Genomic DNA, 26,109 nt, shown 5'->3' on the forward strand with positions numbered 1-26,109 from the left:
CTTCATAATACATGCCTCATTATTCTGAATTTCAATTTCATATGTATTATACATTATAAAAGTACAAATTCTATATATACTTAATAAATATAGAAAGTTTTTATAGTTTTTGAGTAGAATAGGCTTCTAACCATGCATTATAAAATTCTTGAACTGACGAATACCGTCCGCTTCGATTTTCATTTACAGCACGATATGCTACCTCATATAAACTTTTACTTGCTTCCCATTTTATAAAGGAACGATCTTGTCCTCCGCCTAAAAGTGCAAAGGCTATCGCACCCATATTAAATACATTCGTTTTTTCATCTATTATAGCGTTAAGTTGAAACTCTTCAGGTGACATAAAACGCGAGGACCCCCACAGTCGCCCCATCTTATTTACATACGGTTTGTTACTGTATAAATCAATATCACAAATTTTTGTTTCATTCGTTTTAAAGTTGTACAAAATACTACCGTCATAAAAATCAATAGCTACATAGTTTTTGTGTTCTACGTAAGTGTGGAAAGAAAAAATAGAATTCAATGATACTATGCGTTCCTTAATAGATAAATGCTTAAATTTATAAAATGGTGAGCTAGGATCAATATATTTCGCTGGAGGTGGGAAACTCCAGTGCGGGTGAAGACATTCACCATCAAACCAATCAAAAATTAAAACATATCCTTGTTGTACAGGGTAGTGTTCAATTAAATTTATAAGAGAATTGTGTTTTAATTCATGGTATATAGTAACTGAATTTTTCAACCTAATAATAGCTGCATCTGAAGTTCCTTCATATGCAACAGTTGATGCTCCTGCATATTTAATAAATTTCTTTTCCCCATTCTTTTCAACACCGAAACTTATATTCCCTGAATCTTGCTGATCAAAAACGGTAAATACTGTTCCTAATTTCATAAGCCAATCAAAATTATGATGTTCTTTTAATTGGAATGTTACATTATTTAACTGAATTTCAACTGGAATATCTTTCATTATTCACCTCGTATTTACTATAATTAAGTTGTATATTGCATTATTCGACACATTTTTGTGGAATCCCTATGTTAATAACGTGAAATTTTATAAATATAATGATAAATACTATAAGGAGGAGAATAAAATGGAACAACAAATTTTAATTAAACCATATCAAAACGAGTGGCATGAAGAATATGTAACAGAAAAAGAGAAATTCATTTCTTTGTTGCGGGAAGAAATTATTGCTATTGAACATATAGGAAGTACAGCGATAGAAGGATTAGGAGCTAAACCCCTTATTGATATGATGATTGGCGTAACAAATTTGCAAATCACTGAAAATTGGACTGAAAACCTTGCAGAAATTGGATATGAATATGTTCCAAAAGAAACACCAAATTGGCGCTTTTTTAGAAAAGGGAAATGGAGAGCTGGTACCCACCATTTACATGTTTATATTTATAATAGTGAAGAATGGAGGAACAACCTATTATTTCGAGATTTTCTCATAAAACATGAATGGGCACGAAAAGAATATAGCGAATTAAAAGAAAGACTTGCTACTACATATCCTTTTGATCGTGTTTCATATACAACTGCAAAAGCCCCGTTTATTCAAAAAATAATAGTTTTAGCTAAAAAGAATCGATACAAATTATAAGTAGTTTGCAAATTCTCATTTTATTTTAATCTTTCTCTCATGTTCCTTTCTTTTTCATTTGATACACTGCTTGTCACAGAGTAATTAAAAGTAAGGGGATTAAATAACATGGAGAAAATACTTAGAAATAAATATTTCCATTTACTTAGAACAAATTATTATTATTGTAATGGATAATGCGTTGAAATATACGAAAGAAGCTAATAAGTATATTTGCATTGAATCAAGTATACAAGCGGGCAAAATTAAAATTAGTATAATAGATCACGGAGCGGGCATACCTGAAACAGATTTAACTTTTGTTCTTAACCGCTTTTATCGGGTTGATAAAGCGAGAAGTCGTAAACAAGGTGGCAATGGGCTAGGCCTATCTATTGCAAAACGGCTTGTAGAAAAATATAACGGAACTATTCAATTAGAGAGTAAAGAAAATGAAGGAACAATTGTTACGATTACATTTCCTTATGCTACTCATTAATAGGTAAAGGTAGAAAATTCTTGTTGAAAGAGTTCTTTATAAGGAGGAATACATTATGTATGTCATCTTTTTTTATGCTTAGCAATCCAAATATTTTATTTATTACGATATTTCTAGTACATTAAAAATATTAAGGGGGAATAATAATGAATACCATTGTACATCAACATAAAAAAGGCTTAGAAGGTTTAGAATATAAAGTATCACCGGAGATAACTCCTAATGCTGGAGAAGTTAAAGTAAAGTTAAAATCTGCAGGATTAAATCATCGCGACTTATTTATAATGAATAATAGAAAAGAAATAGAATTACCATTAATTTTAGGATCAGATGGTGCAGGTATTGTTACGGAATTAGGAGAAGGTGTTTCAAATATCACACTACATACAGAGGTTATTATAAATCCTAGTATTGGATGGAATAATACTCACGAAATACCAGCGTTACCTGAAGTACTAGGTGGACCAGCAGATGGAACATTTGCTGAATATGTTATTGTGCCAGCTGAAAATGTAGTGGAAAAGCCAACATATCTTTCATGGGAAGAATCTGGTGTTTTATCTTTATCGGCATTAACTGCATATAGAGCGCTTTTTACAAAAGGTAGATTAAAACCTGAAGAACATGTCCTAATTCCGGGAATTGGCGGTGGTGTAGCTACTTATGCTATGTTATTTGCTAAAGCAATTGGAGCAAAGGTGAGTGTTACTTCAAGGATAGAGAGCAAAAGAAAGGCTGCAGAAAAATATGGAGCAGACTTTTCTTTTAATAGTTCTGGTAATTGGGAAGAGTGCTTACATGGAGAAAAAGTAGATTTAATTATAGATAGTATAGGTCCAGCGACTTTCTTAAAATATTTTGATATATTAAAACCAAATGGAAGAATCGTTAATTTTGGTGCAAGTTCAGGAGATAAAATCGAATTACCGTTACGAGCATTATTTTATAATCAAATCGATATTATGGGAACATCAATGGGAAGCCGCGAAGAATTTAATAAGATGATTCATTTTATAGAGAAACATAATATTAAACCAATTATTGATAAAGTATATCCATTAGAAGAAGCAATCCAAGCTTTAAATCGAGTGCAACAAGGAGAACAATTCGGTAATATAGCACTTCGTATGGAATAAGAATATGATTTCGTAACTAAAATATTTAAATGAATATGTTATGTATTATATCCATGCATAGAGTGTTTACCATACTATTTAAAATGGTTTACAACCTTTATACATATTTAGCTCGTGTAAATAGTTACACGATTGTCAAATGAATAGTAGCAAGATGAGAATTAGATGAGAAAAGTTTAAACCCATTTTCATATTGATGTTGTATACTGTGTAAATCAAGAACGCTTGTATCTTTATTTAAAGTACAATGAGAAATAATAAGGAGAGAGTAATATGAATTACACAGTATTTCAATGGATTAATAACTTTGCTGGATCATCCAAGCTATTAGATACGCTAATGATTGCTATTACAAATAGTGTTCCATATGTAGCCATTCTATTCATGCTTATCCTATGGTTTAATAATGGAAAGAAAGAAAATGCAGTTAGAAAACAATATACAGTGTTATATACGACACTTTCAGTTAGTATTGCATTATTAGTAAATGTTCTTATACATGCGGTATATTATCATCCGCGTCCTTTTATAACACATCATGTCAATCAATTAGTACCACATGCAGCAGATTCATCATTTGTAAGTGATCATTCTGTACTTGTATTTTCGATTGCTTTCGTATTTATTCTAAGAGGAGAAAAACTTAAATATATCGCGCTTACCTGGACAATATTAGTCGGTGTATCACGCATGTACGTAGGTGTTCATTATCCTCTAGATATACTTGGTGCTGCGTTCTTAACATTTATTACAAGTGGATTAGTAATACAAAGCACACGTATACTTGAACCGTTAGCTAGTTTTATTTTCAAAATGTATGCACTAGTAGCAAAACGAGTTCCTTTTTTAGCGAAATATAACCATATAGCTTAATTTTAAGAACCTACAAAAAGTAGGTTCTTTTTATTTGAAGATTCTTAAATTTCACTTACCGTATTTTATGTTAAAAATATAAATTAATAAAAAACAAATAACAACACAGCTAGTTTTCTTATTGTTATAGAGGAATTACTAAAAAAACTTCGAAAAATATAGTATCTAATATAATAAAGAACATATTTAGAAACACAGCTTTGCATTAATACATTGGAAAAGAAAGGAGATAAGTATGCATAAACTTCAAACGAATAAAGGCGCTCGATATATGATGATTGCTTTTATTGTTTTGTTTTTTACTATGCTTTTACGTATATTTTATATTCAAGCAGTAGGAGTCGTGCATAATGTTAATGTAAAAGATCTTGCGAATGAACAACAAAACAAAAATGGAGTTTTAGAGGCAAATCGCGGGACAATTTATGATCAAAACGGTAAAGTATTAGTCCAAGACTCAACAACATATCGAATCGTTGTAAATTTAAAAGGAAAAGATAAATTAAAAGATAAAGAAGATACTGCACAACGTTTAGCTGATGCGCTTGAAGTTGATAAAGAAGAGATCATGAAAAATTTTCATGAAGGACGTACACAAGTTGAAATTGGTAAAATTGGTCGGAATTTATCTAGAGAATTGAAGGAACAAATAAAAAAATTAAAAATACCAGGGGTGTCATTTACGACAGAAAAAGCTAGAGTATATCCAAACGAAGACTTTGCATCATATATCCTAGGTTTTGCTAGACCAGATGAAAAAGGAAATGCAGAAGGTAAGTTTGGACTCGAACAAAGTCTTGATAAATATTTGCGCTCTACAAATGGTAATGTCGCATATGTAGGCTCTCGAAATGGAATCCCGCTTACAAATGATATAGGAAAAGTAGAACCTGCTAAAAATGGAAATAACGTATATCTTACGCTTGATAAACAAATTAATAGTTTTTTAGAAGACGCGATGAATAAAGCGGAGCAACACTATGATCCTTCTATGTTAATAGGTATTATTGCGGATCCTAAAACAGGCAAGATTTTAGCGATGTCTAGTAAACCTAGTTATAACCCAAATAAAGGTGATATTGAATATTTTTTAAACGATCCTATTGCAAACGCATACGAGCCAGGATCTACAATGAAAGTTTTCACACTAGCTGCTGCAATTAATGAAGGTGTATATAACGGGAAAGAATATTTTCAATCAGGAAAATACGCAGTTGGTTCAGCAGAAATTAAAGACCACAATGGCGGATACGGATGGGGTTCTATTACATTTGATGAAGGGTTTGAACGATCATCAAATGTCGGATTTTCTATTTTAGAAGATCAGTTATTGAAACCAAACAACTTTAAGAAATATATGAATAAATTTGGATTCAATCAAAAAACAGGAATAGATTTACCTGGAGAAAGTAAAAATACTTTATTATTAAATACACAAATTCAACAAGTTACTACCTCTTTCGGCCAAGGTTCAACTGTAACCCCTATTCAATTAGTACAAGCTGCTACAGCAATAGCAAATGACGGGAAAATGATGCAACCATATATCGTTGATAAAGTTGTAAATCCAACAAACAAACAAGTTATTATGGAAAATCAACCGAAAGAAATTGGGAATCCGATAAAAAAAGAGACAGCAGATAAGGTAAGAAGCTTAATGGAGCGTGTTATAACGTCTTCAAAAGGGACAGGTACAATGTATAAAGTGGATGGTTATCCAATAGGTGGTAAAACGGGAACAGCGCAAATCCCGAATCCTGAAAATGGACGATATATGGAAGGAAAAGAAAATTATATTTTTTCTTTCTTAGGAATGGCTCCAATTGATGACCCCGAGTTAATCGTATACTTAGCTATTAAGCAGCCAAAGTTAAAGGGAGACGAGTATGGAGCTCAGCCTCTTGCTGAAATATTTAAACCGGTTATGAAAAATAGTCTTGAATATTTAAAGGTGAAACCATATACAGAAAAACAAATGACAGATGCAACGAAACAATCCCAATTAAAAGTACAAAATTATGAAAATCAATCGATGGTTACAGTAGAAAAAAGTGCAGAAAAAGAAAAACTTCAGCCAGTAATATTGGGAGAAGGAAAGCTAATAAAACAATATCCGCAGTCTGGCGAGGTAATGAGTGAAGGCGATCGTATATTTCTATTGGGGACTAACGCAAAAATGCCAAATTTAAAAGGTTGGTCAATGCGTGATGTTATGTATTTCTCTAAACTATTGAAATTAGATTTAAAAACTTCAGGGACGGGTTATGTAACAAATCAAAGTATTGAAAAAGGACAAGATTTACAAGAAGGTGATACTTTAGAATTAGAATTAGAACCGCCACTACAACCGTTAGCAGAGGCAAATACGAATTAAATCGAACATTTTGAAGGGCCTATATACAATAGGCTTTTTTTAGAGCTTCAAGTAATTTCACGCACCGTAATTTTTAGAAAAAATAATAAATAAGACTATTAACGGATAGCATGACTTTAAATATCTGATTATTTGTTATTTACAGTTAAATAAATGTGTGATAATATGGAAAAAATCAAATGCAGTGAAGAGAAGAGTAAATAAAATGAATTTTTCACAGAGAGCTCCATTTAGCTGAAAAGGAGTAAAGATTCTTTATTGAACCAAGCCTCTGAGCAGCACATCGGAACCTTTTATGAGGGGATGGTGTGACGGGAGCTCCCGTTATAGGGCTAAGGTATAAGCATGAAAACAATGCAGTACCTGATAAGGTTAATATGGTGACATATTAATAAATTAGGGTGGCACCGCGATGATAAATCTCGTCCCTAAGACTAAAAAGTCTTGGGGGTGGGATTTTTTTATTGTTTTAAAACAATTTAGAAAGCGGGTGCCTAAAGTGAAAAAATTACTTAAAGATTGGAAATATCCTTTATTACTACTGTCCGGAGTTGGTATTGCAAATTTAGGTGCATGGATTTACTTAATAGCACTTAATGTACTTGTCTATAATATGGGCGGCTCAGCTTTAGCGGTTGCTACTTTATATGTAATTAAACCATTTGCGACCTTATTTACAAACGCTTGGTCAGGAAGTATGATAGATCGTTTAAATAAACGAAAGTTAATGATTCACCTCGATATATACCGAGCAGTATTTATCGCCATTTTACCCTTGGTTCCATCCCTTTGGATTGTCTATCTCTTAGTATTTTTTATAAGCATGGCCAGTGCAATTTATGAACCAACTGCTATGACATATATGACGAAATTAATTCCAGTAGAGCAAAGACAACGTTTCAACTCACTACGTAGTTTAATAGGATCTGGTGCATTTTTAATTGGTCCAGCAGTGGCGGGGATATTATTAATAACTGGTACACCAGAGTTTGCTATATATATGAATGCTATAGCATTTCTATTATCAGGGTTCATTACATTACTTTTACCTAATCTTGATAAAAAATACGATTCTAATACATCAAGTGATAAGTTATCTCTAACTGTACTAAAAAAAGATTGGAACATAGTTTTAAATTTCAGCAAAAAATCTGTGTATATAGTAGGTGTTTACTTCCTATTCCAAGGAATGATGGTCTTAGCTACCGCTATAGATTCACTTGAACTATCGTTTGCGAAAGAAGTTTTATTGTTAACAGATAGTGAATATGGTTTCCTAGTTAGTACCGCTGGAGCGGGTTTTATTTTAGGAGCCATAACAAATACAATTTTATCAAAAAAATTAGCACCTTCATTTCTAATTGGGATAGGATCATTATTCATTGCAATCGGATATTTGATTTATGCTTTTTCAAATGAGTTTTTAATAGCTGCTATCGGATTCTTTATTTTATCTTTCTCTATGGCATTTGCAAATACAGGATTTTACACATTTTATCAAAATAATGTTCCTGTTCATATGATGGGACGGATCGGAAGTATATATGGGCTTGTTATTGCGGCAATAACCATTTTTATAACGATTCTGTTCGGCGTTGCAACTCAATTCACTTCTATACAAATTGTAGTCATTGTAGGAGTATTGGTAATGCTACTTATTACTATCATATTGTACGTATTTACTTTATTACCATCGCAGTCTAAGGTATATTCCGCTGAATCAATAAAATCGAAATAGTTCCCTTGGTTTTTATTTGAAACTTAAGGGGTGGTGAATAGGAGGTTTCTTTCCCCTATATATGGAAAAATAATAAGTGGAAAGAACAATACTGATAAACAAGGGTGGTTATTATGATAAAAACAAAAGATCAAATAGAGAAAATTGTAAAAGAAATACATCAGAATATAGATTTTTCTGGGGTAGTCTTAATAAAAAAAGATAATGATATTATCTATGAAAATTCGTTTGGATATGCTAACCGAAGTGAAGGTATAACCAATACACTACAAACAAGATTTGGAATTGCTTCAGGATGTAAAATATTTACTGCAATAGGCATATGTCAACTCGTTGAGAAAGGTTTACTTTCTTTTCATACAAAGTTAACAGATTGTTTAAGTATTGAATTTCCAAACTTCGATAAAGACATTACAATACATCAACTTTTAACGCATAACTCTGGTATTCCGGATTATTTTGATGAAAGTATTATGGATAATTTCGAGGATCTTTGGAAAAAAACGCCTATGTATCTATTAAAAGGTTTAAGAGACTTTTTACCATTATTCCAAAACAGTAATATGATGTTTGCCCCAGGAAGTAAGTTTCACTACAACAATGCAGGTTTTATCATACTCGGATTAATTATAGAACAACAGTCAGGACTTGAATTTACGGAATATATAGAAAAAAATATATTTGTTCCAGCTGTCATGAATGATTCGGGTTATTTTTCTTTAGATAATTTACCTAAAGATACAGCCCTTGGATATATAAAAGATGGAAATAATCAAAAATGGAGAACAAATGCATACTCTATACCTATTAAGGGAGGTGCTGATGGCGGTGCCTACGTTACCGCACCAGACATGTTGAAATTTTGGAAGGCTCTATTTAACAATGAAATATTAAGCCACCAATTTACAAATTTACTTTTAACTCCTCATATTTCGGTGAATAATAACCAGTCTTACGGTTATGGAATATGGATTGAGAAAAAACAGAATACCATTTTTAAATATCATGTAATGGGATATGATCCAGGCGTTAGTTTTCGCTCGGCCGTATACCCAGACTTAGGAATTTCATTAGTTATTCCATCAAATAAAGGGGCAGGACCTGAAAAATTCATGGTAGAAATAGAAGGAGCTTTTTAATTACATGGATATAAAAATTAGAGCATATAAAAAAGAAGACGAAATAGGCTGGGTACGTTGCCGTGCGTTATCGTTTTTAGATACAGCATATTATGACAATGTACTTAGAGAGAAAGAAAAATATGAAAATCCCGCAATTGAACTAGTAGCTATATATGAAGGACAAGTAGTAGGATTGATAGATATTGAATACGAAATAAAAGAACGTACGGTTTGTTCAAGGGGAATGGGTCTTGGTGGTATAATTCGGCATATTGCAGTTCATCCGGATTTTCGTAGAAAGCGAATTGGAAATCAACTTTTATATGAAGCAGAAAACATAGCGCAAATGTTTCATTTAAATCGATTAGAAGCTTGGACTAGAGATGATTCATCGGTTCGACAATGGTATGAAAATAATAATTTTGTAAACGTAGATTCATATTTACACGTATATTCTGATCATACAGATGAAATAAACGATGTGATAAAAAGTAATATGAGACATTTATATCCTATTCAAACATTCGCTCATTACACAGGTGAAAATAAAAAAGAAATAACACAAAAGTTTAAAAGGGTTCATGAGTGTGTTTGCTTTGAAAAGTACTTAAGTTAGCGTGTTAACTAGAAAACCTTCATTTTGTAAATAAAATGAAGGTTTCTCTTTAATGAATTTACAATAATATAAAGATACATTATTCCGTATGACAAAACCATCCTGCGAAAATTCCTATAGAATAGAAGCGAATAATTAAGATGAAGGGGTGTGCTAGCGATTTGTATATGATTAACGGTAGTTTATTTATTTTTTTTGGCGTTATCTGTTATTTACTTGTCCGAAGTATATTAATTGGGGTCAAAAATAAAAAGCATGTAAATTGGTGGAAAGAATTAATTAGTTTTCTATTCGCAGTATACATTTGTATGGTTGTTGCCGTAACTTTATTTCCTTTACCAATTGGTTTTCCTTCTAGTGCTGAAAATCTTAGTCGTTCAGTTAATATTATTCCTTTTGCATCAATTTTTAAGGATATAGGTCAAATAGGGACTGCTTATGATGGTGATGTCCTATTTATGATCGGTCTAATCGTAAGAAATGTTGGCGGGAACATTTTATTATTAATGCCTTTAGGTTTTTTAGCACCAAATATATGGGATAAATATAAAAAGATCAAAAATACTATTTTATTAGGATTTGCTATATCAGTTAGTATTGAATTATTACAACTAATTGAGTCTTTATTTAGTGGATGGGGACGTATTACTGATATTGATGATGTAATCTGTAACGTTCTAGGTTCTATTGTTGGATATTCTATTTATAAAATCACTTTAAAGCTAGCTGCTACATTTAACATTCAAGTAGTAGATAAAACTAATTCTAAAGATGTAGAATGTATTGATAAATAAAAGTTTAAAAGAGTTTATGAATGTAATAATAAAGGTAATAAAGACGTACGAGTAAAAAGTATGTCTTTTTATTTTTATAACTAATGAGTAAGACTGATGGAAATCACATTCCACATTATACACTTTAAAGTAGCTATCGTATTTCAAGTATGGAATTAACAGAGGCGAATATAATTTTCAAAAGTAAACAAGTATATAGGAGGACTCTAAATGGATATTCTATTTGTTATTCTACTTGTTATTCTTATAATTGTATTAATACAGGGTAAGGAATATAAAGTGAATATTAATCGTATTTGGCTCATTCCGGCTTTGCTGTGCCTTGTAACAATCCAGTCCATTATTTATATGGGACAATTAAATATATTGCAAGTACTACTATTCGTTGCAATGCTCGGCATTGGATTGGGTCTTGGAGTTATTAGGGGAAAAGCTTTAACATTTCGATTAGATAGTGAAACAGGTCATGTATTACGAAAAGGAAATTGGTTAAGTACAATTATTCTCCTTGTTATTTTAGGTGCAAAAGTTACGATTAAGCAAAATATGTTTTCTGGCAGTACTCACTACACATTAATGGTTGTAACGAGTGCCTTTTTATGCATTACATTAGGTACAGTAATAAGTAGACGATATTATATCTGGAAAAAATATAATGAGTTAACACAAAAAGTGTAAATACATTTATCCCTTGTTTAACAATGCTGTGAACGGTAATACTAAATAACATTGAACTTTTACAACAAGGGATGATAATATGATATTCATTTACACAGATTTCGGCGGAACACATTCAACTGCACTCGCTGCAGCTTATCATTTAAATAAATTGCCAACGGATCGTAAGTTAACAAAAGAAGAAATATTAAATGTAGATTACTTTAATAAATTGAAAACAGAGGACATGGGAAAGATTATTTTCCATGGACAAGATGAATATGGGAATCCTGTATATACAATTGGGTGCGGGGCATCCAAAGTTGTTGTACCTGCGATGAAACATTTAGGAGAGATTCTGCAAAAACATTATCAAAGTCATGAAAAGATTATTTTTTCTAATACATCACCAACAGTGCCTTTACCAATGACTTTCGGTGGTCTGTTTTCTAGAAGGTTCCACATTGACTTTATCGGAGTACCGTTACTTGTATGGGGAGCAAAAATTAGCTGTGATAACATACAAAGACTTGTTAGTTATACGAAGGAAGCTGGCCGATTGACGAATGATTATGTTGTAATTTTAGATAATGAAACTTTTAAATAATGTATTATTAGAGGGAAATCGGGGAAATATCCTGATTTTCTTTTTTATTTGTGAAATAGACAAACAATATTCACATTTATCATATATCTACTATAGCCAAAATATTAAAGTCCTGTTACTATTACAGGGGATATTCTCTTTTCATAAGATAAATATATAGAAAAGTCAGAAAAGAGGAATTGAATAAGGGAGGAACAACATGAAGCGTGTTGCTTGGATTACTGATAGTACAACTGCGAGTTTTACAACAGAAGGAGATAACTTTGTTATCCCAATTGAAGTTATTATCGATGGAGTGTCGTATAAAGATTGTGAAGAAGGAGTTCATGAACGTCTTTATGAAGCGTTAAATGACGGAAGAACGGTTACTACTTCACAACCTAACATAGGGGAAATGGTGGAGTTATTTACGAAATGCAAAGAAGAATATGAAGAAGGCTTTGCAGTTGCTATTAGCGGAAAAGTAAGTGGGACCTATCAAAATATGAAGCTAGCTGCTGATATGGCAGGTTTCCCTTTAACTGTATTAGATAGTGAAACGACAAGTTATCCAATGGATGAACTTATGAGAAAAGCTAAAACGTTATACAATGATGGTATGACTTTACAAGATATACATAAAACATTAGTAGATGAAAAAAGAAGGCCTTTTTATGTATTTCCAAAAAGCTTAAAAGGTTTATATGCAAGTGGTCGAGTAAAGGGAGTTCAATTTTTACTTGGAAGTTTATTAAGTGTCAACTTAATTTTAGAAGTAAAAGGCGGAGAACTTTTACTTGAAAAGAAAGTGCGTAAAATCCAAAAATGTAGAGACTACATTAAAAATGAGCTTGAAAAAGAATTACCAAAAGTACTTCATATGTTCTATGCTAACGATAAAGATGGAGCTGAAGAATGGATTTCAGATATTAAACAAGCATTCCCTGAAATGGATTTCAAACTTTATCCATTACCAATTTCATTTGCTGTACATGCAGGTGAGGGAACAATAGCAATTAGTTATTAGAGGAAAACCCGTGAATCATTCACGGGTTTTTTATTTAATCAAATTGAAAATGGGGAGCCACTACAGCGTTTTCAAGCTAAAAACACTCGTAATAATTGTAATAATTTGTTAGTGTTAAACTGTAAGTGTTTGTGAAGGATAACATACCTTTCTAAATGATTTTTTGTTTTTAATATATATTAAGATACTTAACTGAAATGATATTAACTGCTAGATTAGATATTTTACAGAAGACTCTCCTTTTTAGTGCAGTGTAGATTAAAAGGCTAGGACAAAGATAACATTGGAGGTAGTTAACATGGGAAAGAGTGAGATGTTTAAAGATTTTAATTTTAAATTAGTGGTAATCGAAGCTTTATTAGATAAGGAACCACTATTTCTAAAAGAATTAACAGACTTAATAGATAAGTATACGGATAATTTTGAATGGTATTCTGGAGCTGGATCAATTGTTGAAATCAGGGGATATTTAGAAGAGTTGACTTTAGAAATAAGTGATTTGGAAAAGATTGAATCCCTTTGCTTTGATGGAGGTAATGAAATTTATCATATTCTAAAGCCAGATTGGGATGGTGAAGACAGTTTATTTGATGTAATTTCTGTTGAAGGATTTCAGAGTCTAAAAAATTTAAAAACAGTGGAATATATTTCAATGTGTTATCCAAAAGTATTAGAGCCGTTTAAACAGGCTGGAATTGAAATTGAGGATTAATGAGGAGAAAGTTATGTACTACTGGTAGACATTGTCCGCGGGTTCGTCTATTGCTCACCACACAAAATTACAAACCTACCAGTAAGTTGTTGTTTTAAATAACTTTGATGGTACTGTAACAGCTTAGATATAAATTAGATGAAAGATGGCGAGGGTCCTATTTTCTTGCGGAGCCACTTTTCTAAAAAATGTATGTCATTACTCATGATAATCTTAGCGAATATTTAATAGATTCTTTACAAGAGACTGTATATAGCTAAAATGTCTAAAAATAAAAAATAAGTTATTCTTTCTGCGGAATCATAGGAAAGGATAACTTATTTTTAACAATGCAATGGATAAAATTGCATTGTTTATGGATTTTAATTATTTTAGAACTAATAATATTTTATATATAAAACAAAAGAATTATATGCTATTTTTGGGTCCCTTCAACAAAAATAATAAGATTTTTTTCATATAGGGAGATAAAAGGATTTTTAAAAATAAAAAAGAAGTATGTATAAACAAATATATAAATGGTAGTGATTAGGATGAAAATCAGTAAGTTTGCAGATATAAATAATGTAAGTGTAGATACGATAAGACATTATATAGACCTCGGGCTCATTATTCCTGAAAAAAAGGGCAGTCATTATTTTTTTGACGAGTATTGTCAAAAGGATATAGAACTTATATTAGAGTACAAATGGCTAGGGTTTAGCTTGAATGAAATTAAAGAACTGTTTCTTTATAAAAATTTAGGGAAATCCTTAGATTACGAAAAGGATATTTTTTATCAATCTTTATTTAAAGTGAAATATGAAAAAATTGAACAAGAAATAAAAACTTTAGAGGAACGAAAAGACAAATTAAAGGAAGCGTTAAATAATTTATCAATAGCAACTGAAATTTCGAATTCGATTTTAGGGATAGATTTAAAAGTACTTCATTTATTTAAATGTTTTAAGTGTAACGGAAATTTAATTCTTGAAGATGGTATTATCAATAAGAACCAAATTGTTGAGGGAAAGTTAATTTGTAATTGTGGTGAAGAATACGCGATTACTTCCGGGATTTTAACAGCTGGAAAATTATTTGAGGCGTATGAAAGGACATCACTTGAAGAATCTATTTCAGATTATATCCATGAAACTGATACCACCTTTTTGGAGAATATACAAAGAGGCGGCGAATGGGCAAAAAAGAAACTAATACAGCTAGATTTAAATAACAAGATACTACTTGATTTAGGATCGGGTCTGGGGTTCTTTTTACGAAATGTTTATGAAGAATTACCGGAAGATTGTTTATACATTGCTGTTGATCGAGATTTGAATAAACTTTTACTTTTAAAAGATGTAATTGAAAGAAGAAATGTGAAAAAAAATATTGTATTTATCTGTGCCGACTTTCTAAACATACCTATTCAGAGTTATTCTGCTGATATTGTAATTGATCAATCAGGTACAAGTAATTATAGTTTTGAACATGAGGAGTTTTTATTGCACGAATTAAATTCCCTTTTTAAACCCAATTGTTATTTATTAAGTTCATTTATTTTATTTAATAAATTCAGCATAAATAGCCAAATTGCACCTAGACTCCGAGAGAATTTTACATCTGCAACAGTTAAGGGAGAAATCCAAAAGCTACAGTTTCATTCTATTGATGAAAGAACTTCTAAATATTTGGAACGAGGCGGAAAATACGAAAATTTCTTTGTCAAAGGAGAAGAAATTTATACATATTCATTTTTCGGAAAAAGATGGGGTTAACCCCATCTTTTTTAATTTTTCTTTTAAAAGTTTTTAATACTAGCATATTGATATTGGGTTGACCCGAGAACTTACACTGTACGTAATACAAAGTTAAGTGGGAGGGAAAAGTTATGGAGAGTTTACGAATACAGTTACAAAATGAAAAAAACAGCCAAGAACTAAAAAATATTTGTCTCTATGTAATTGGGAAAACAATATCAATATTTGGCAGTTCTATTTATAGTTTCGCATTAGGATTATATGTTTTACAAATAACCGGATCAGCATTAAATTTCGCAATTACACTCATTTTAGGAACGATTCCAATGATTGTTATGAATCCATTTGCCGGCGTAATCGCAGATAGGGTTGATAAAAAGAAGCTGGTTATTTGTATGGATTTACTAAATGGAGGCTTATTAATTGCTGTTTATATAGTAAGCATCAATTATGGATTAAACTTATTCATCATTTATGCTACTACCTTTCTTATGTCGGTATTTACAACATTCTTTGGAATAGGGTTAGAAGCCGCAAAACCAAATATCGTCTCTGAAAAGAGGTTAATGAGTATTAACTCTATAAGTAAAATTATCGATTCTGTATCTTTAATTCTCGGTCCTATGTTAGGGGGCATCGTTTTTGCTGTCTTAGATATAAAAACTTTTATAATTATAAATGGTATTTCATTTATTCTTTCTGGCATATCAATATTGTTTATTCACTTTAACTTGTTCGAGTACAACATAAATAAGGAATGTTCAAACAGGGAAATTAATTTTATTAAAGATATAAAAGAGGGATTTTCTTACTTAATTGAAAGGGAAAGCTTAAAAAATACGTTTATTATTTTAACTTCACTTAATTTCTTCCTAGGTTTTGCTGTAATCGTCCCATTACCATACATAATAAACACAGTTCTCAATCTTAGTTCGAAGCAATTTGGCATGATTCATGGGACTTTTCCAGTAGGAATGATAGTTGGTGCAATCTTAGTAAAAAAGATAACTGATCGTTTTTCTTATTCCTATCTTTTAAAAAAATCAAGTTTTATGTTAGCAATTTTTATGATAATTTCAGGGATTCCAGTTTTATTCAAAAATATTGAAGTAGATAATTTTGTATACGTTACTATGTATTGCATTATTATGTTCTTTTTAGGGCTAATGATAGCACTAATTGATATTCCTTTAACTTATTTCATGCAAAAAGAGATTCCCGATGAATATAGGGGAAGAGTGCTCAGTATTGGATTAAGTATAGGTAAAATGATGCAGCCAATAGCACTGGCATTATCAGGTCTATTATTAAATTACATTCCAGCCTACATGCTTTCAATTGCAGGAGGGATAGTATTTCTTATTTTGAATAAGGCTTACTCAAATAAGTTGAATTTAGAAATTCATTCAACAGATTATAGTGTTTTACGTAGCTAAGCGAATTTGTTAAGTAACAAAAAAGATGTTTATTTTGCAATAAAGTTTTTTGAAAAATAATAATGTAGTTTAAAAATTCTTCTTTAACTAAAGTGATAGATGGTCGAAGTAAAGGCAGGAATAAAGAAGTGCCATTCCTAATGTGGACTGGCACTTTGTAAGATACAAAATTTATTATTTGGATCTCGGCTGTAGAATTTGATTTATCTATTTTGTATTTACTAATAAATGTGTTAATGCTTGCTTTAATGGTGTAGCCTGACGTTCTAATAAGAAATTTAAATGGGTATGTGTTGATTCTAATCCTCCTTCACGAATCCCTTTTTGAGTCATTACTAACATTGGAAGATAGGCTTCAGGTACTCCAGCACCTTTTAACATTTCTTCATAAGAAGAGTCATCTACTTCTAATAAAGGAATTTCTTTACCTAATACTTCACTTAATGTATCAACAAATTGCTGTTGTTTTAAATTTTCACCAGAAAGTTCATAAATCTTATTTTTGTGACCATCAGCTACCAAAACATTCGCTGCTGCTTCAGCTAAATCCGGACGATATACCCAACCGATTTTCCCTTCTCCTGCAGAAGTCACCCAAGGGGCACCAGCCATACAGCTTTGAATTGTACCAAGTTCATTTTCTACATACCAGTTGTTACGCAGAATCACATAAGGAATACCTGATTCAATAATTGCTACTTCACGTGCTCTATGCATGCCTGCTAGGAAGAAGTCATTTCCTTCTGCTCTTGTAACACTTGGATAAATAATTTGTTTTACACTTGTTGCTTTGGCAGCTTCTACTGCATTTGTATGCTGACGTATAACTGTATCAAAGTCACCAAATGTTGACATGATGAATAAACGATCAACATCTTTGAATGCTGAAAACAAGGTTTCTTGATTTTCAAAATCCGTTACACGTACTTCTAAGCCTTGTTTCTTATAGCTAAGTGCTTTTTCAGACTTGTCATCACGTACACCAACAATTATTTCTTCAATTGATAATCTGGTAAGTAAATACTCAACAATTTTAGAACCTAAATTTCCGTTTGCACCTGTTACTAAAACTTTCATACAATCTCCTCCGTTACATACAGCGTTATTTTTGATTTTTGTCTACATTAGATATACTATTTCTTAAGAAGGATTTATGTAAGTAGGCACAATTTAATAACATAGTCATAAAAATAGTACTTAGAGAAAAAGGAGATTTTATTATGGCACGTTTTAGTTATCAAGATGAATCGATTTCTGAAGAAACACAGCAAGAAATTTGTCCATTAACAGTTACCCAAAATGCAATTGCAGGAAGATGGAAAATCGTGATTTTGTGGCATTTAAGCAAAAATGAAATTATTAGGTTTAATGAATTATTGAGGATGTTACCCGGTATTTCAAAAGGAATCTTAACTAGACAATTAAGAGAGCTTGAAGAGGACGAGCTAGTACACAGAGAAGTTTATAAAGTTGTTCCACCAAAGGTAGAATATTCTTTAACAGAGCAGGGGAAAAAATTTATACCTGTATTAGAAGCAATGCAAGTCTGGGGTAAAGATTTACTAAATAAAAAAATAGAGATGTATGAAAAGCATAAGGACTAATAAATTATTAATACCTTCCTATTACCAATAGGAAGGTATTAAGTTCAAATTAAATACTGAACAATTCATAAATGTAAGTTGTACTGGAAAACTATCGTAATTCAGCTGTTTTTCTAATAACAATCTTATCAATATCATCTTCTTCATCACCAATAAATAACCCGCGCTCTTTTAAATATGTTTCGAAGTATAAATCTGCTTCTGCACGTTCATCATATGGTTTTACAGATAGAACGAAACCTAATTTATTTTGCTCCTCTAAATGAGAAGTGGAGATGTATGCCGGTACATTGTGGCGTAAAAAGAGTTCTTTAACCGGAATAATCATATCTTTCATTAATTTTGTTAACATACCCATTTCAAACTCAAAATTAAAGCGATCTATACTAGATAAATCAGCGAATACTACACCAATAAAACCTGTATTAAATACTTCTTGATATTCAACGTCTTCGTCACCGTAAAAATTCTTTTCGATTAAATAATTTATAAAGTAAGCAACGCCATCACTTTGTTCAAAAGGTTTTGTTGAAAGAACAAAACCGATTTTCTTTTGTTTATGTAAATACACACATGACATGTATGCGGAGATATTATGTTCTTTAAATAATGCACTCGTTGCTCCAGATAGACCATCTAGTACGTGATGAACAATTTGAAGTTTTTTACGAGCGAAATAATAGGATTTCTTTTGTAACTCCAATGTATCAATAAAGACAGAGCCAATAAAGCCTGTATTTGAAATAATAGGTGTTTGCTTTTTTCTTCCTCTGCGCTTTGCTTGAGTCATTGTTAAAATCATCCCTTCATGTACAAATAAATTAAAAAGAACGTTTGTTCGTATATTTATATTTTACTATTAAAACGCTCTAAAGTAAAGGGTTTTTGACGAAAAAACAATAAAAAAGACACCTCTAAAAGGTGTCTTAAACGCTGTAGGGAATAGGGTTCATCCCGATTATTTATATTATGATACAGAAACAATCTCTTCTGTATCTTCTACATCTAAATGACAGTCCATAGTACGAACATCTTGATCTTCATGACTTCCGAAATAAATAGTAATTTTCATATGTATCGCTCCTTTATTCTAGGAATACCTAAAATAATTACTAGTAATGTTAATATTTATTATATACCACTTTTTTCATTCCGACAATGTTATATCATTTTTAATTCTTATTATGCTACATCGTGTGATATAAAGGGGTTAAAAAGGGGAATATCATTGATTAAGTGATATTTCTTATATGTTATATTTAATATATGAGTTATTAAATTATTACTTTCTATGAAAGGAGCACGATTGATGAATTATCAAAAGTTACTTATAGATAATTTTACATATAAAACTACATATGTTGCTCGTCATGTACAAGGAATGAGTGTAAAGAAAACGAAGGATTATATTGCTGTTAACTGTGGTATACCTACAGATACATTTAATATTATTACTTTATTAAACAACAACTTAACTGAAGGAAACGAGGAATTATGTACGGAGATAGAACACTTTAATCAAAAAGGGTTCCCCATGAGTGTTTGGTGTTGGGATGCAAAGCGAGAGAATACACTTAAGAACGAGTTACTAAAACTTAGATTAATAGAAGCAGAAAATAATATTGCAATGGTTGTAGACTTAAAAAAAATTCATCCAACAATAGACATTCCAGTAGGTTTTACAATACAAAAAGCAACATCACCAAAACAAATACAACAATTTGGCGAAACATTAGCGGCTTTATTCGGTACATCAGCAGAAGGTACTCACGTTCAAGCATACTATAATCAAATTTCTTCTTTAGATTTATGGAATAGCGATAACATGAAACTATACTTAGGTCTTTATAAAGGTGAGGTCGTATCTGTTGGCTCTTTAGTATGTACGAAAGATAGTGTCGGTATTTATGATATAGCGACTAAAGAAGCAATGAGAGGGCAAGGATTCGGCTCTACTATGTTTAATTTCTTGCTGCAAGAAGCTAAACAACTAAAAAATACGTATTGCGTATTACAAGCTTCACCTGATGGAATAAATATTTATAAAAAATCCGGCTTTCAAGCTGTAGGACAAATGACTGTTTTTGAAAATCGGCATTTATTTGAGTAAATCATCCAAGGCAAATTGTTTTAAATATAGGAGTTAACATACCGTTATGCAAAAAATATCACTAATTACAATCATTTGTTTTTTCATAGTAATAAGCATTTTTGTTTTTCAACAAGGAAATGAACATAATTATATAAAAGCTACTAATCAATCAAATCATATAAAAAATATTGCGCATAGAGGTGCTTCTGCATATGCACCAGAACATACAATAGCAGCTTATAAATTAGGGCGACAATTAAAGGGTGATTACATAGAAATAGATCTTCAAATGACAAAAGACGGACATTTAGTAGCTATGCATGATGAAACATTAAACCGTACAACTAACGGTATGGGATTAGTTAAAGAACATACATTAGAAGAAATAAAGAAACTAAATGCAGGATCTTTTTTCAATAAAAAGCATCCAAATTTAGCAAAGAAAGAATTTGAAGATGCTAAAGTTCCAACACTAGAAGAAATTATTGAAACGTTTGGACATAATGCTAACTATTATATCGAAACAAAATCACCAGATGAATATCCTGGAATGGAAGAAAAACTATTAGAAATTATAAATCGCTACCAAATAAATGATAAAGCTATTATTCAATCATTTAGTGAAGAAAGTCTGCGAAAGATTCATAATTTAAATGCCAATATACCGCTAGTACAATTATTATCATATAAAAAAGCAGTTCAATTAACAGAATCAGAAATAGAAAAGTATAAAACATACTGCATAGGTCTTGGTATGAATTACAAATATATTGATGCAGCCTACGTAAAAAAAATAAAGAATTATGGATTAGAAGTTCATCCATTTACAGTAGATAATGAAAAAGATATGAAAAAGTTACTTTCTTGGGGCGTCGACGGGATGTTTACTAATTATCCAGATCGTTTACATTCAATATTGGATTTAAAAAATCATAAGTAAAAAGAATCCCCCGCTAGGAAATGATTTACAGCTGTTTTCCTGATGGTAACATAATTGAATACATTGAGTCGAAGTTTAAATAACTATGCAAAAGAGAAAATAAAAAGAATCCAATAAAAATATTGGATTCTTTTTATTTAGTTCTATACACCCATCGTGAAACAATAGGATAATGAAATTCTTTATTTTGTAATTCATATAAAATCCCTTTAAGTGGTCCTAAAATTACAGCAGCTAAAAGTATTATATATAGTGGAATTGTTCCAAAAATAACAAATAAGGAATTTCTACTCAAGTCAATGTGTAATAAGGAAATCATGATCGTACGGATTACTATGAAGTTCCAAAGAAATACAGCGAGCCATACTCCAAATTGAAAAAGGGCTGATTCTAAATTCATCTCTTTTATACTTTGTGATTTAAAAACGAAATAAAGTATGAGCGGTACAAAGAAAAGTGTATTACCAAAGAGGAAAAAGGCCAAGAAAGATAAGAAAGTAAGTCCATGTATCACTAGTTTAATGTTTTTATCTTGTGATAGTATCATTAAAATCCTCCTATATTTAATTTATATGGAATAATATAACCCATTATATCATCGGAAACATGGAATCAAAATAATAATACTACTTGCAGTATTAAGCATAATTTTTCATAAGCTTACTTAGAAAGTAATCAAAATGTAATTAATTCTTCCTTTGTTTTTTATATTTTTTTGATACACTGGCTACGAGAGGAATGCCAATTAAGGTAGGTAAAAACCAAAACCATATAGGCGGCAGTGAATTAATAATTGGAATATGAATGCCGACGTTTACTAAAAGCGCGGTTACGGCACCGATATAGGAGCCTAACATACCTCTAATATGGTGGTGGAGCCAATTTTTCCAACGCTTTTTTCCTGCAAGATAGCCATAAATCGCAAATAAATAAGAGAAAATTGCTACATAAAATAAATATGCGATTTTATCCCAATTTATAATGGACAATATAATTGCAGTAAGAGTTATTACAACATAAGATGCATGATATATTTCGCCCCATTCTGTATGCTTTCCTTTCTTTTTTTGAGCAAGCATCGCTACAATTCCCGTAATTAAACATATGGTTCCAAATAATATGTGAATGGTCAAAAGAATATTGAAAACACTCATGATAATTCCTCCTTTTTATTTTTATAGTATTGCAGTATAGGAGAAAAGTTGAAAAATATAGTTAGTTCGGCTTAATATATTGAAATAAGGGTACTCCTAGAACAAAATGAAATGATTAAATTTTTTCTCGAATTTAGTGAGACGAGTATTACGTTAAATGAAGGAGAGACTTCAATGTTTACATCTATCACATATTTACAATCTGGGAATGATAAACAGCAAAAAGTTTACGAAGTTATGAATAAACTAAACATAACCGAGGACTTAGCACTATATAGCCCTGTGCTATGCGGGACAATCCCTATTAGAATCGATATACTTCATTCTGACTTAGATATTGTAATGGAAGTACATAATTTTGATGCTTTTGAACAGGAAATAAGATCTTTATATGGTTCTTATGAAGGATTTGAAATAAAAAAGAAAAATAATAAAAATACCGAAACGATAAAGGTGAAATTTCAATTTGAAGGTTTTGATTTTGTATTATTTGGTCAACCTAAGCCAGTTCGTAGTCAAAATGCATATAAACATATGATTGTAGAGCACATGCTATTAATGCAGCACCCCCATATAAGAGAAAAAATCATTCGATTAAAAGAACAAGGGTTAAAAACAGAACCTGCTTTTGCTCAAGTATTAAAGATTGATGGAGATCCTTATGAAAAACTAATTTTATTAGGGCAGAAAATGAGATTGTGGTAAATAAGCTACATAAAAAATCCTCTTATAAATAAAAGAGGATTTTTTGTTATGTCATTAATTTACGGATTAATTCACTCAACAATTTAATGCCGTAAGTTATTTGTTCTGAAGAAGCATATCCATATGATAAACGTATACACTGATCTGATTCTTCTTCATAAATCCGTCCTGGGTTTAAAAGGACTCCTTTTGACAGTGCCTCTGAAAATAGTTTCTTCATCGGAATGCTAGGTACAACCTTTAGCCATATAAAAAATCCACCACTAGGTATATCCCATGTAGCAATGTCTGTACAATACTTATGTAAAGCTTGTACCATCATTTTTCTTCGTTCTTTTAAGTTAATTCTTACGTTCGCTACATGCTCTTCATAAAAACCTTTATTTATCCATTCAGCAGCAACTCTTTGTGATAAAGAACTCGATCCATAGTCTGTTTGCATTTTTATATCTGACAATCTATCAATAACGGGTTCCGGTCCGATAATCCAACCAATTCTAAGTCCTGGGCTAAGCGTTTTAGAGAGACTACCAATATATAATACATGTCCATGTTTATCCATTGATTTTAACGGAGGTGGAGGCAGTTCATCAATCCATAGCTCACGATAAATATCATCTTCAATGATAGGCAATTGTTCCTTTTCGCAAATTTTTAGTATTTCTTTTCGTCGCTCGTTGGACATTAATACACCCGTTGGATTTTGAAAACAAGGAATCGAATATAAAATATTTTTCTTTTGACTATAATTAATGCGTCTTAATAAGTCATTAGGGACAATGCCATGATCATCCATCTGTATTCCAGAAAGGTGAATATTAGACGACTGAAATACATGAAGTGAATATAAGTAAGAAGGTTGTTCAAGTAAAACAGTTGACTCTCTATGTAATAGACCGATTGATATTAATTGTAATGCCTGCAATGCACCAGAGACTATTAATACAGAACTTGGAGATGTATTTATTCCGAATGATTTTACATAATTACTTATCGCTTCACGTAAAGGGAAATATCCTTTTTGTTCCTCGTATCCGAAATAATCTAGCTCCTCACATACGTTTCCCATAATGAATTGCATGGTTTCTAACGGGAAAAGATGAGGTGCAAGTTCTCCTTTACTAAGATGAATGAATTTTTTGTTTGCTTCTGCTTCATTAATTTCTCGAACCATTAATTTACTTGGTTTATGAATACCGGCTTTCACATATTCACTCCAATCAGGCGGGGGATTAGTCGCTAATAATGACCATGTATTATTCATTACAATTGTTCCCGCTCCAATTTTCCCTTGAATTAAACCATCTGCCATAAGTTCTTCTAGTGCAGTTATTACAGTACTACGATTGACATGAAATAATTTCGCTAACTGCCGCTGACTAGGAATCTTACCTCCAATTGTCCATTCTCCGTTTTCAATTTTTTCTTTCATATAGTCTATTATTTGTCGATATTTTGGCGGTTTTTTATCGGTCGACATATTAAAAAACTCCCTCATTCATTTTAAAAATGCAAAGTGGTTGGTTTTTTCGAGGAATAACTGGTTGAAGACATTGTATCAACTATTAAATATGATGAAAAGAAATAATTGGTAATAGGAAAATGGCTGGTTTATTGGAGAGGGAGAGAAAATATGCATAATAAAAAATGGGATTTCCGTATTGTATGTGCTCACGCTTTTACCATTCTTATATGGGGGACAGCTTTTCCAGGGATTCGTATGGGCCTTGAAGCTTACACGCCTGAACACCTTACATTGCTACGATTATTAATCGCTTCTTTGATTCTTCTACTGTTTTCGTTTATATACAAATTACGTTTACCTGACTTAAAAGATATTCCAGTAATTTTTATATTTGGCGCTCTAGGATTTACTATTTATCATATTGCACTGAACTACGGTTAGAAGAGTGTGAATGCTGGACCTGCTAGTTTAATTGTATCTGTAACACCTATATTAACGGCAATTCTTGCTTCTGTTTTTTTGAATGAAAAAATGAAATTAAATGGTTGGATCGGTGGTGTAATTAGTTTAGCAGGAATTGCTTTTTTATCATTAAGTCCAGGAGATTCCATTCAATTGAATAGCGGGGTATTTCTTATATTATTTGCGGCATTTTCAGAAAGCCTATTTTTCGTTTTCCAAAAGTCGTACTTAAAAAAGTATGGTTTCTTGCCATTTACAATATATACAATTTGGTCTGGTACTGTATGTATGTTTATTTTTTCACCTGGGATTTATGAAGAAATTGTAGCAGCTCCTATAGAAATTACTTTGAGCGTTATATATTTAGGTGTGTTTCCGACAGTACTTCCGTACATTGCATTAGCGTATATTACATCCCATGCCGGTGCATCTGAGGCAACTAGCTCTCTATATTTAACACCCGTAACTGCGTGTTTTATTGCTTGGGTATGGTTAGGTGAGGTGCCAACCTTTGTTTCGATAATCGGAGGGGTAATTACTATACTTGGAGTTGTGATTGCTCATTTAACATTTAAAAAAGATAATTATAAGCAAATCGGGAGCGAAAAAGTATAGTAAGACACCTCTGCGAGTAGTTGCACAATATTGAACTAATATGGGTTTTTATAGATATAACGGAAAATATCTATATTAAAATGCACTAGTCCAGCATTTGTACGGAATTTAATTATACTGTTAGATGATTACCAGAGTAAGAACTAGTATAATACTA

General features: G+C 31.4%; 24 protein-coding genes, 2 pseudogenes and 1 other annotated feature. Of the genes and pseudogenes, 20 read left to right on the forward strand and 6 right to left on the reverse strand.

Annotated features, from left to right (window positions below; translation table 11 throughout):
- Positions 1-100: 100 nt before the first annotated feature.
- Complete coding sequence (locus BWGOE10_RS14610) at positions 101-982, reverse strand: serine/threonine protein kinase (RefSeq protein ID WP_070143179.1); 882 nt, start codon at positions 980-982, stop codon at positions 101-103.
- A 127-nt stretch (positions 983-1,109) separates the two neighbouring features.
- Here BWGOE10_RS14610 and BWGOE10_RS14615 point away from each other — a divergent pair, with 127 nt between their 5' ends.
- The 15 genes and pseudogenes from BWGOE10_RS14615 to BWGOE10_RS14685 all read left to right on the forward strand — a co-directional run bounded on the left by BWGOE10_RS14615 (position 1,110) and on the right by BWGOE10_RS14685 (position 16,915).
- A complete protein-coding gene (locus tag BWGOE10_RS14615) occupies positions 1,110-1,628 on the forward strand; it encodes a GrpB family protein (protein ID WP_070143178.1) in 519 nt (172 codons plus the stop codon).
- 136 nt (positions 1,629-1,764) lie between these two features.
- Positions 1,765-2,106, forward strand: a pseudogene (locus BWGOE10_RS14620) (sensor histidine kinase); the annotation flags it as partial.
- A gap of 146 nt (positions 2,107-2,252) precedes the next feature.
- A complete protein-coding gene (locus tag BWGOE10_RS14625; RefSeq protein WP_070143174.1) occupies positions 2,253-3,242 on the forward strand; it encodes a zinc-binding dehydrogenase in 990 nt (329 codons plus the stop codon).
- Between the two features lie 273 nt (positions 3,243-3,515).
- Complete coding sequence (locus BWGOE10_RS14630) at positions 3,516-4,115, forward strand: undecaprenyl-diphosphatase (protein WP_070143172.1); 600 nt, start codon at positions 3,516-3,518, stop codon at positions 4,113-4,115.
- Positions 4,116-4,350: 235 nt separating this feature from the next.
- Positions 4,351-6,489 carry a penicillin-binding protein gene (locus BWGOE10_RS14635; protein ID WP_070143170.1) on the forward strand — a complete coding sequence of 713 codons (2,139 nt, stop codon included), beginning with the start codon at positions 4,351-4,353 and terminating at the stop codon, positions 6,487-6,489.
- A 175-nt stretch (positions 6,490-6,664) separates the two neighbouring features.
- Positions 6,665-6,922: a binding site (T-box leader), on the forward strand.
- A 66-nt stretch (positions 6,923-6,988) separates the two neighbouring features.
- On the forward strand, positions 6,989-8,227 hold the full coding sequence (locus BWGOE10_RS14640; protein ID WP_070143715.1) for an MFS transporter: 1,239 nt from the start codon (positions 6,989-6,991) through the stop codon (positions 8,225-8,227).
- A gap of 113 nt (positions 8,228-8,340) precedes the next feature.
- Positions 8,341-9,366 carry a serine hydrolase domain-containing protein gene (locus BWGOE10_RS14645; RefSeq protein ID WP_070143168.1) on the forward strand — a complete coding sequence of 342 codons (1,026 nt, stop codon included), beginning with the start codon at positions 8,341-8,343 and terminating at the stop codon, positions 9,364-9,366.
- Between the two features lie 4 nt (positions 9,367-9,370).
- The gene (locus BWGOE10_RS14650) at positions 9,371-9,964 is read left to right on the forward strand and encodes a GNAT family N-acetyltransferase (protein WP_070143166.1); all 594 of its coding nucleotides are present in this window, start codon (positions 9,371-9,373) and stop codon (positions 9,962-9,964) included.
- Positions 9,965-10,125: 161 nt separating this feature from the next.
- Complete coding sequence (locus tag BWGOE10_RS14655) at positions 10,126-10,758, forward strand: VanZ family protein (RefSeq protein WP_070143164.1); 633 nt, start codon at positions 10,126-10,128, stop codon at positions 10,756-10,758.
- Positions 10,759-10,968: 210 nt separating this feature from the next.
- Positions 10,969-11,436 carry a DUF1453 family protein gene (locus BWGOE10_RS14660; protein ID WP_070143162.1) on the forward strand — a complete coding sequence of 156 codons (468 nt, stop codon included), beginning with the start codon at positions 10,969-10,971 and terminating at the stop codon, positions 11,434-11,436.
- Between the two features lie 79 nt (positions 11,437-11,515).
- A complete protein-coding gene (locus tag BWGOE10_RS14665; RefSeq protein WP_070143160.1) occupies positions 11,516-12,022 on the forward strand; it encodes a DUF3189 family protein in 507 nt (168 codons plus the stop codon).
- Positions 12,023-12,221: 199 nt separating this feature from the next.
- Positions 12,222-13,028 carry a DegV family protein gene (locus tag BWGOE10_RS14670; RefSeq protein ID WP_070143158.1) on the forward strand — a complete coding sequence of 269 codons (807 nt, stop codon included), beginning with the start codon at positions 12,222-12,224 and terminating at the stop codon, positions 13,026-13,028.
- Positions 13,029-13,326: 298 nt separating this feature from the next.
- Positions 13,327-13,740 carry a DUF6892 domain-containing protein gene (locus BWGOE10_RS14675; protein ID WP_070143156.1) on the forward strand — a complete coding sequence of 138 codons (414 nt, stop codon included), beginning with the start codon at positions 13,327-13,329 and terminating at the stop codon, positions 13,738-13,740.
- A 533-nt stretch (positions 13,741-14,273) separates the two neighbouring features.
- Positions 14,274-15,497, forward strand: a complete 1,224-nt coding sequence (locus BWGOE10_RS14680) for a MerR family transcriptional regulator (protein ID WP_070143155.1) — start codon at positions 14,274-14,276, stop codon at positions 15,495-15,497.
- A 113-nt stretch (positions 15,498-15,610) separates the two neighbouring features.
- The gene (locus BWGOE10_RS14685) at positions 15,611-16,915 is read left to right on the forward strand and encodes an MFS transporter (RefSeq protein ID WP_070143153.1); all 1,305 of its coding nucleotides are present in this window, start codon (positions 15,611-15,613) and stop codon (positions 16,913-16,915) included.
- Positions 16,916-17,122: 207 nt separating this feature from the next.
- Here the strand turns inward: BWGOE10_RS14685 and BWGOE10_RS14690 are convergent, their stop codons facing one another.
- On the reverse strand, positions 17,123-17,992 hold the full coding sequence (locus BWGOE10_RS14690) for an SDR family oxidoreductase (protein ID WP_070143151.1): 870 nt from the start codon (positions 17,990-17,992) through the stop codon (positions 17,123-17,125).
- Positions 17,993-18,135: 143 nt separating this feature from the next.
- Here BWGOE10_RS14690 and BWGOE10_RS14695 point away from each other — a divergent pair, with 143 nt between their 5' ends.
- A complete protein-coding gene (locus tag BWGOE10_RS14695) occupies positions 18,136-18,519 on the forward strand; it encodes a winged helix-turn-helix transcriptional regulator (RefSeq protein WP_070143149.1) in 384 nt (127 codons plus the stop codon).
- 91 nt (positions 18,520-18,610) lie between these two features.
- Here BWGOE10_RS14695 and BWGOE10_RS14700 read toward each other — a convergent pair whose 3' ends face one another.
- Complete coding sequence (locus BWGOE10_RS14700) at positions 18,611-19,309, reverse strand: hypothetical protein (protein WP_070143147.1); 699 nt, start codon at positions 19,307-19,309, stop codon at positions 18,611-18,613.
- A 519-nt stretch (positions 19,310-19,828) separates the two neighbouring features.
- Here BWGOE10_RS14700 and BWGOE10_RS14705 point away from each other — a divergent pair.
- Positions 19,829-20,629: a GNAT family N-acetyltransferase gene (locus BWGOE10_RS14705; RefSeq protein WP_070143145.1), complete on the forward strand. Its 801-nt coding sequence runs from the start codon at positions 19,829-19,831 to the stop codon at positions 20,627-20,629.
- A 46-nt stretch (positions 20,630-20,675) separates the two neighbouring features.
- Positions 20,676-21,551: a glycerophosphodiester phosphodiesterase gene (locus BWGOE10_RS14710; protein ID WP_070143143.1), complete on the forward strand. Its 876-nt coding sequence runs from the start codon at positions 20,676-20,678 to the stop codon at positions 21,549-21,551.
- A 133-nt stretch (positions 21,552-21,684) separates the two neighbouring features.
- Here the strand turns inward: BWGOE10_RS14710 and BWGOE10_RS14715 are convergent, their stop codons facing one another.
- Together BWGOE10_RS14715 and BWGOE10_RS14720 are read right to left on the reverse strand one after the other, a co-directional pair.
- On the reverse strand, positions 21,685-22,098 hold the full coding sequence (locus BWGOE10_RS14715; protein WP_070143141.1) for a DUF4870 domain-containing protein: 414 nt from the start codon (positions 22,096-22,098) through the stop codon (positions 21,685-21,687).
- Positions 22,099-22,237: 139 nt separating this feature from the next.
- Positions 22,238-22,705 (reverse strand): DUF2306 domain-containing protein, encoded by a 468-nt coding sequence (locus BWGOE10_RS14720; protein WP_070143140.1) that lies wholly within the window; start codon positions 22,703-22,705, stop codon positions 22,238-22,240.
- A 174-nt stretch (positions 22,706-22,879) separates the two neighbouring features.
- Here BWGOE10_RS14720 and BWGOE10_RS14725 point away from each other — a divergent pair, with 174 nt between their 5' ends.
- Positions 22,880-23,410: a DUF4269 domain-containing protein gene (locus tag BWGOE10_RS14725; RefSeq protein ID WP_070143138.1), complete on the forward strand. Its 531-nt coding sequence runs from the start codon at positions 22,880-22,882 to the stop codon at positions 23,408-23,410.
- Between the two features lie 46 nt (positions 23,411-23,456).
- Here BWGOE10_RS14725 and BWGOE10_RS14730 read toward each other — a convergent pair whose 3' ends face one another.
- Complete coding sequence (locus BWGOE10_RS14730) at positions 23,457-24,890, reverse strand: PLP-dependent aminotransferase family protein (RefSeq protein ID WP_070143137.1); 1,434 nt, start codon at positions 24,888-24,890, stop codon at positions 23,457-23,459.
- A gap of 153 nt (positions 24,891-25,043) precedes the next feature.
- Here BWGOE10_RS14730 and BWGOE10_RS14735 point away from each other — a divergent pair.
- A pseudogene (locus BWGOE10_RS14735) lies at positions 25,044-25,952 on the forward strand (DMT family transporter).
- The last annotated feature ends 157 nt before the right edge of the window (positions 25,953-26,109 follow it).

It is taken from the genome of Bacillus mycoides (assembly GCF_001757995.1).
Taxonomy (GTDB): domain Bacteria; phylum Bacillota; class Bacilli; order Bacillales; family Bacillaceae_G; genus Bacillus_A; species Bacillus_A mycoides_B.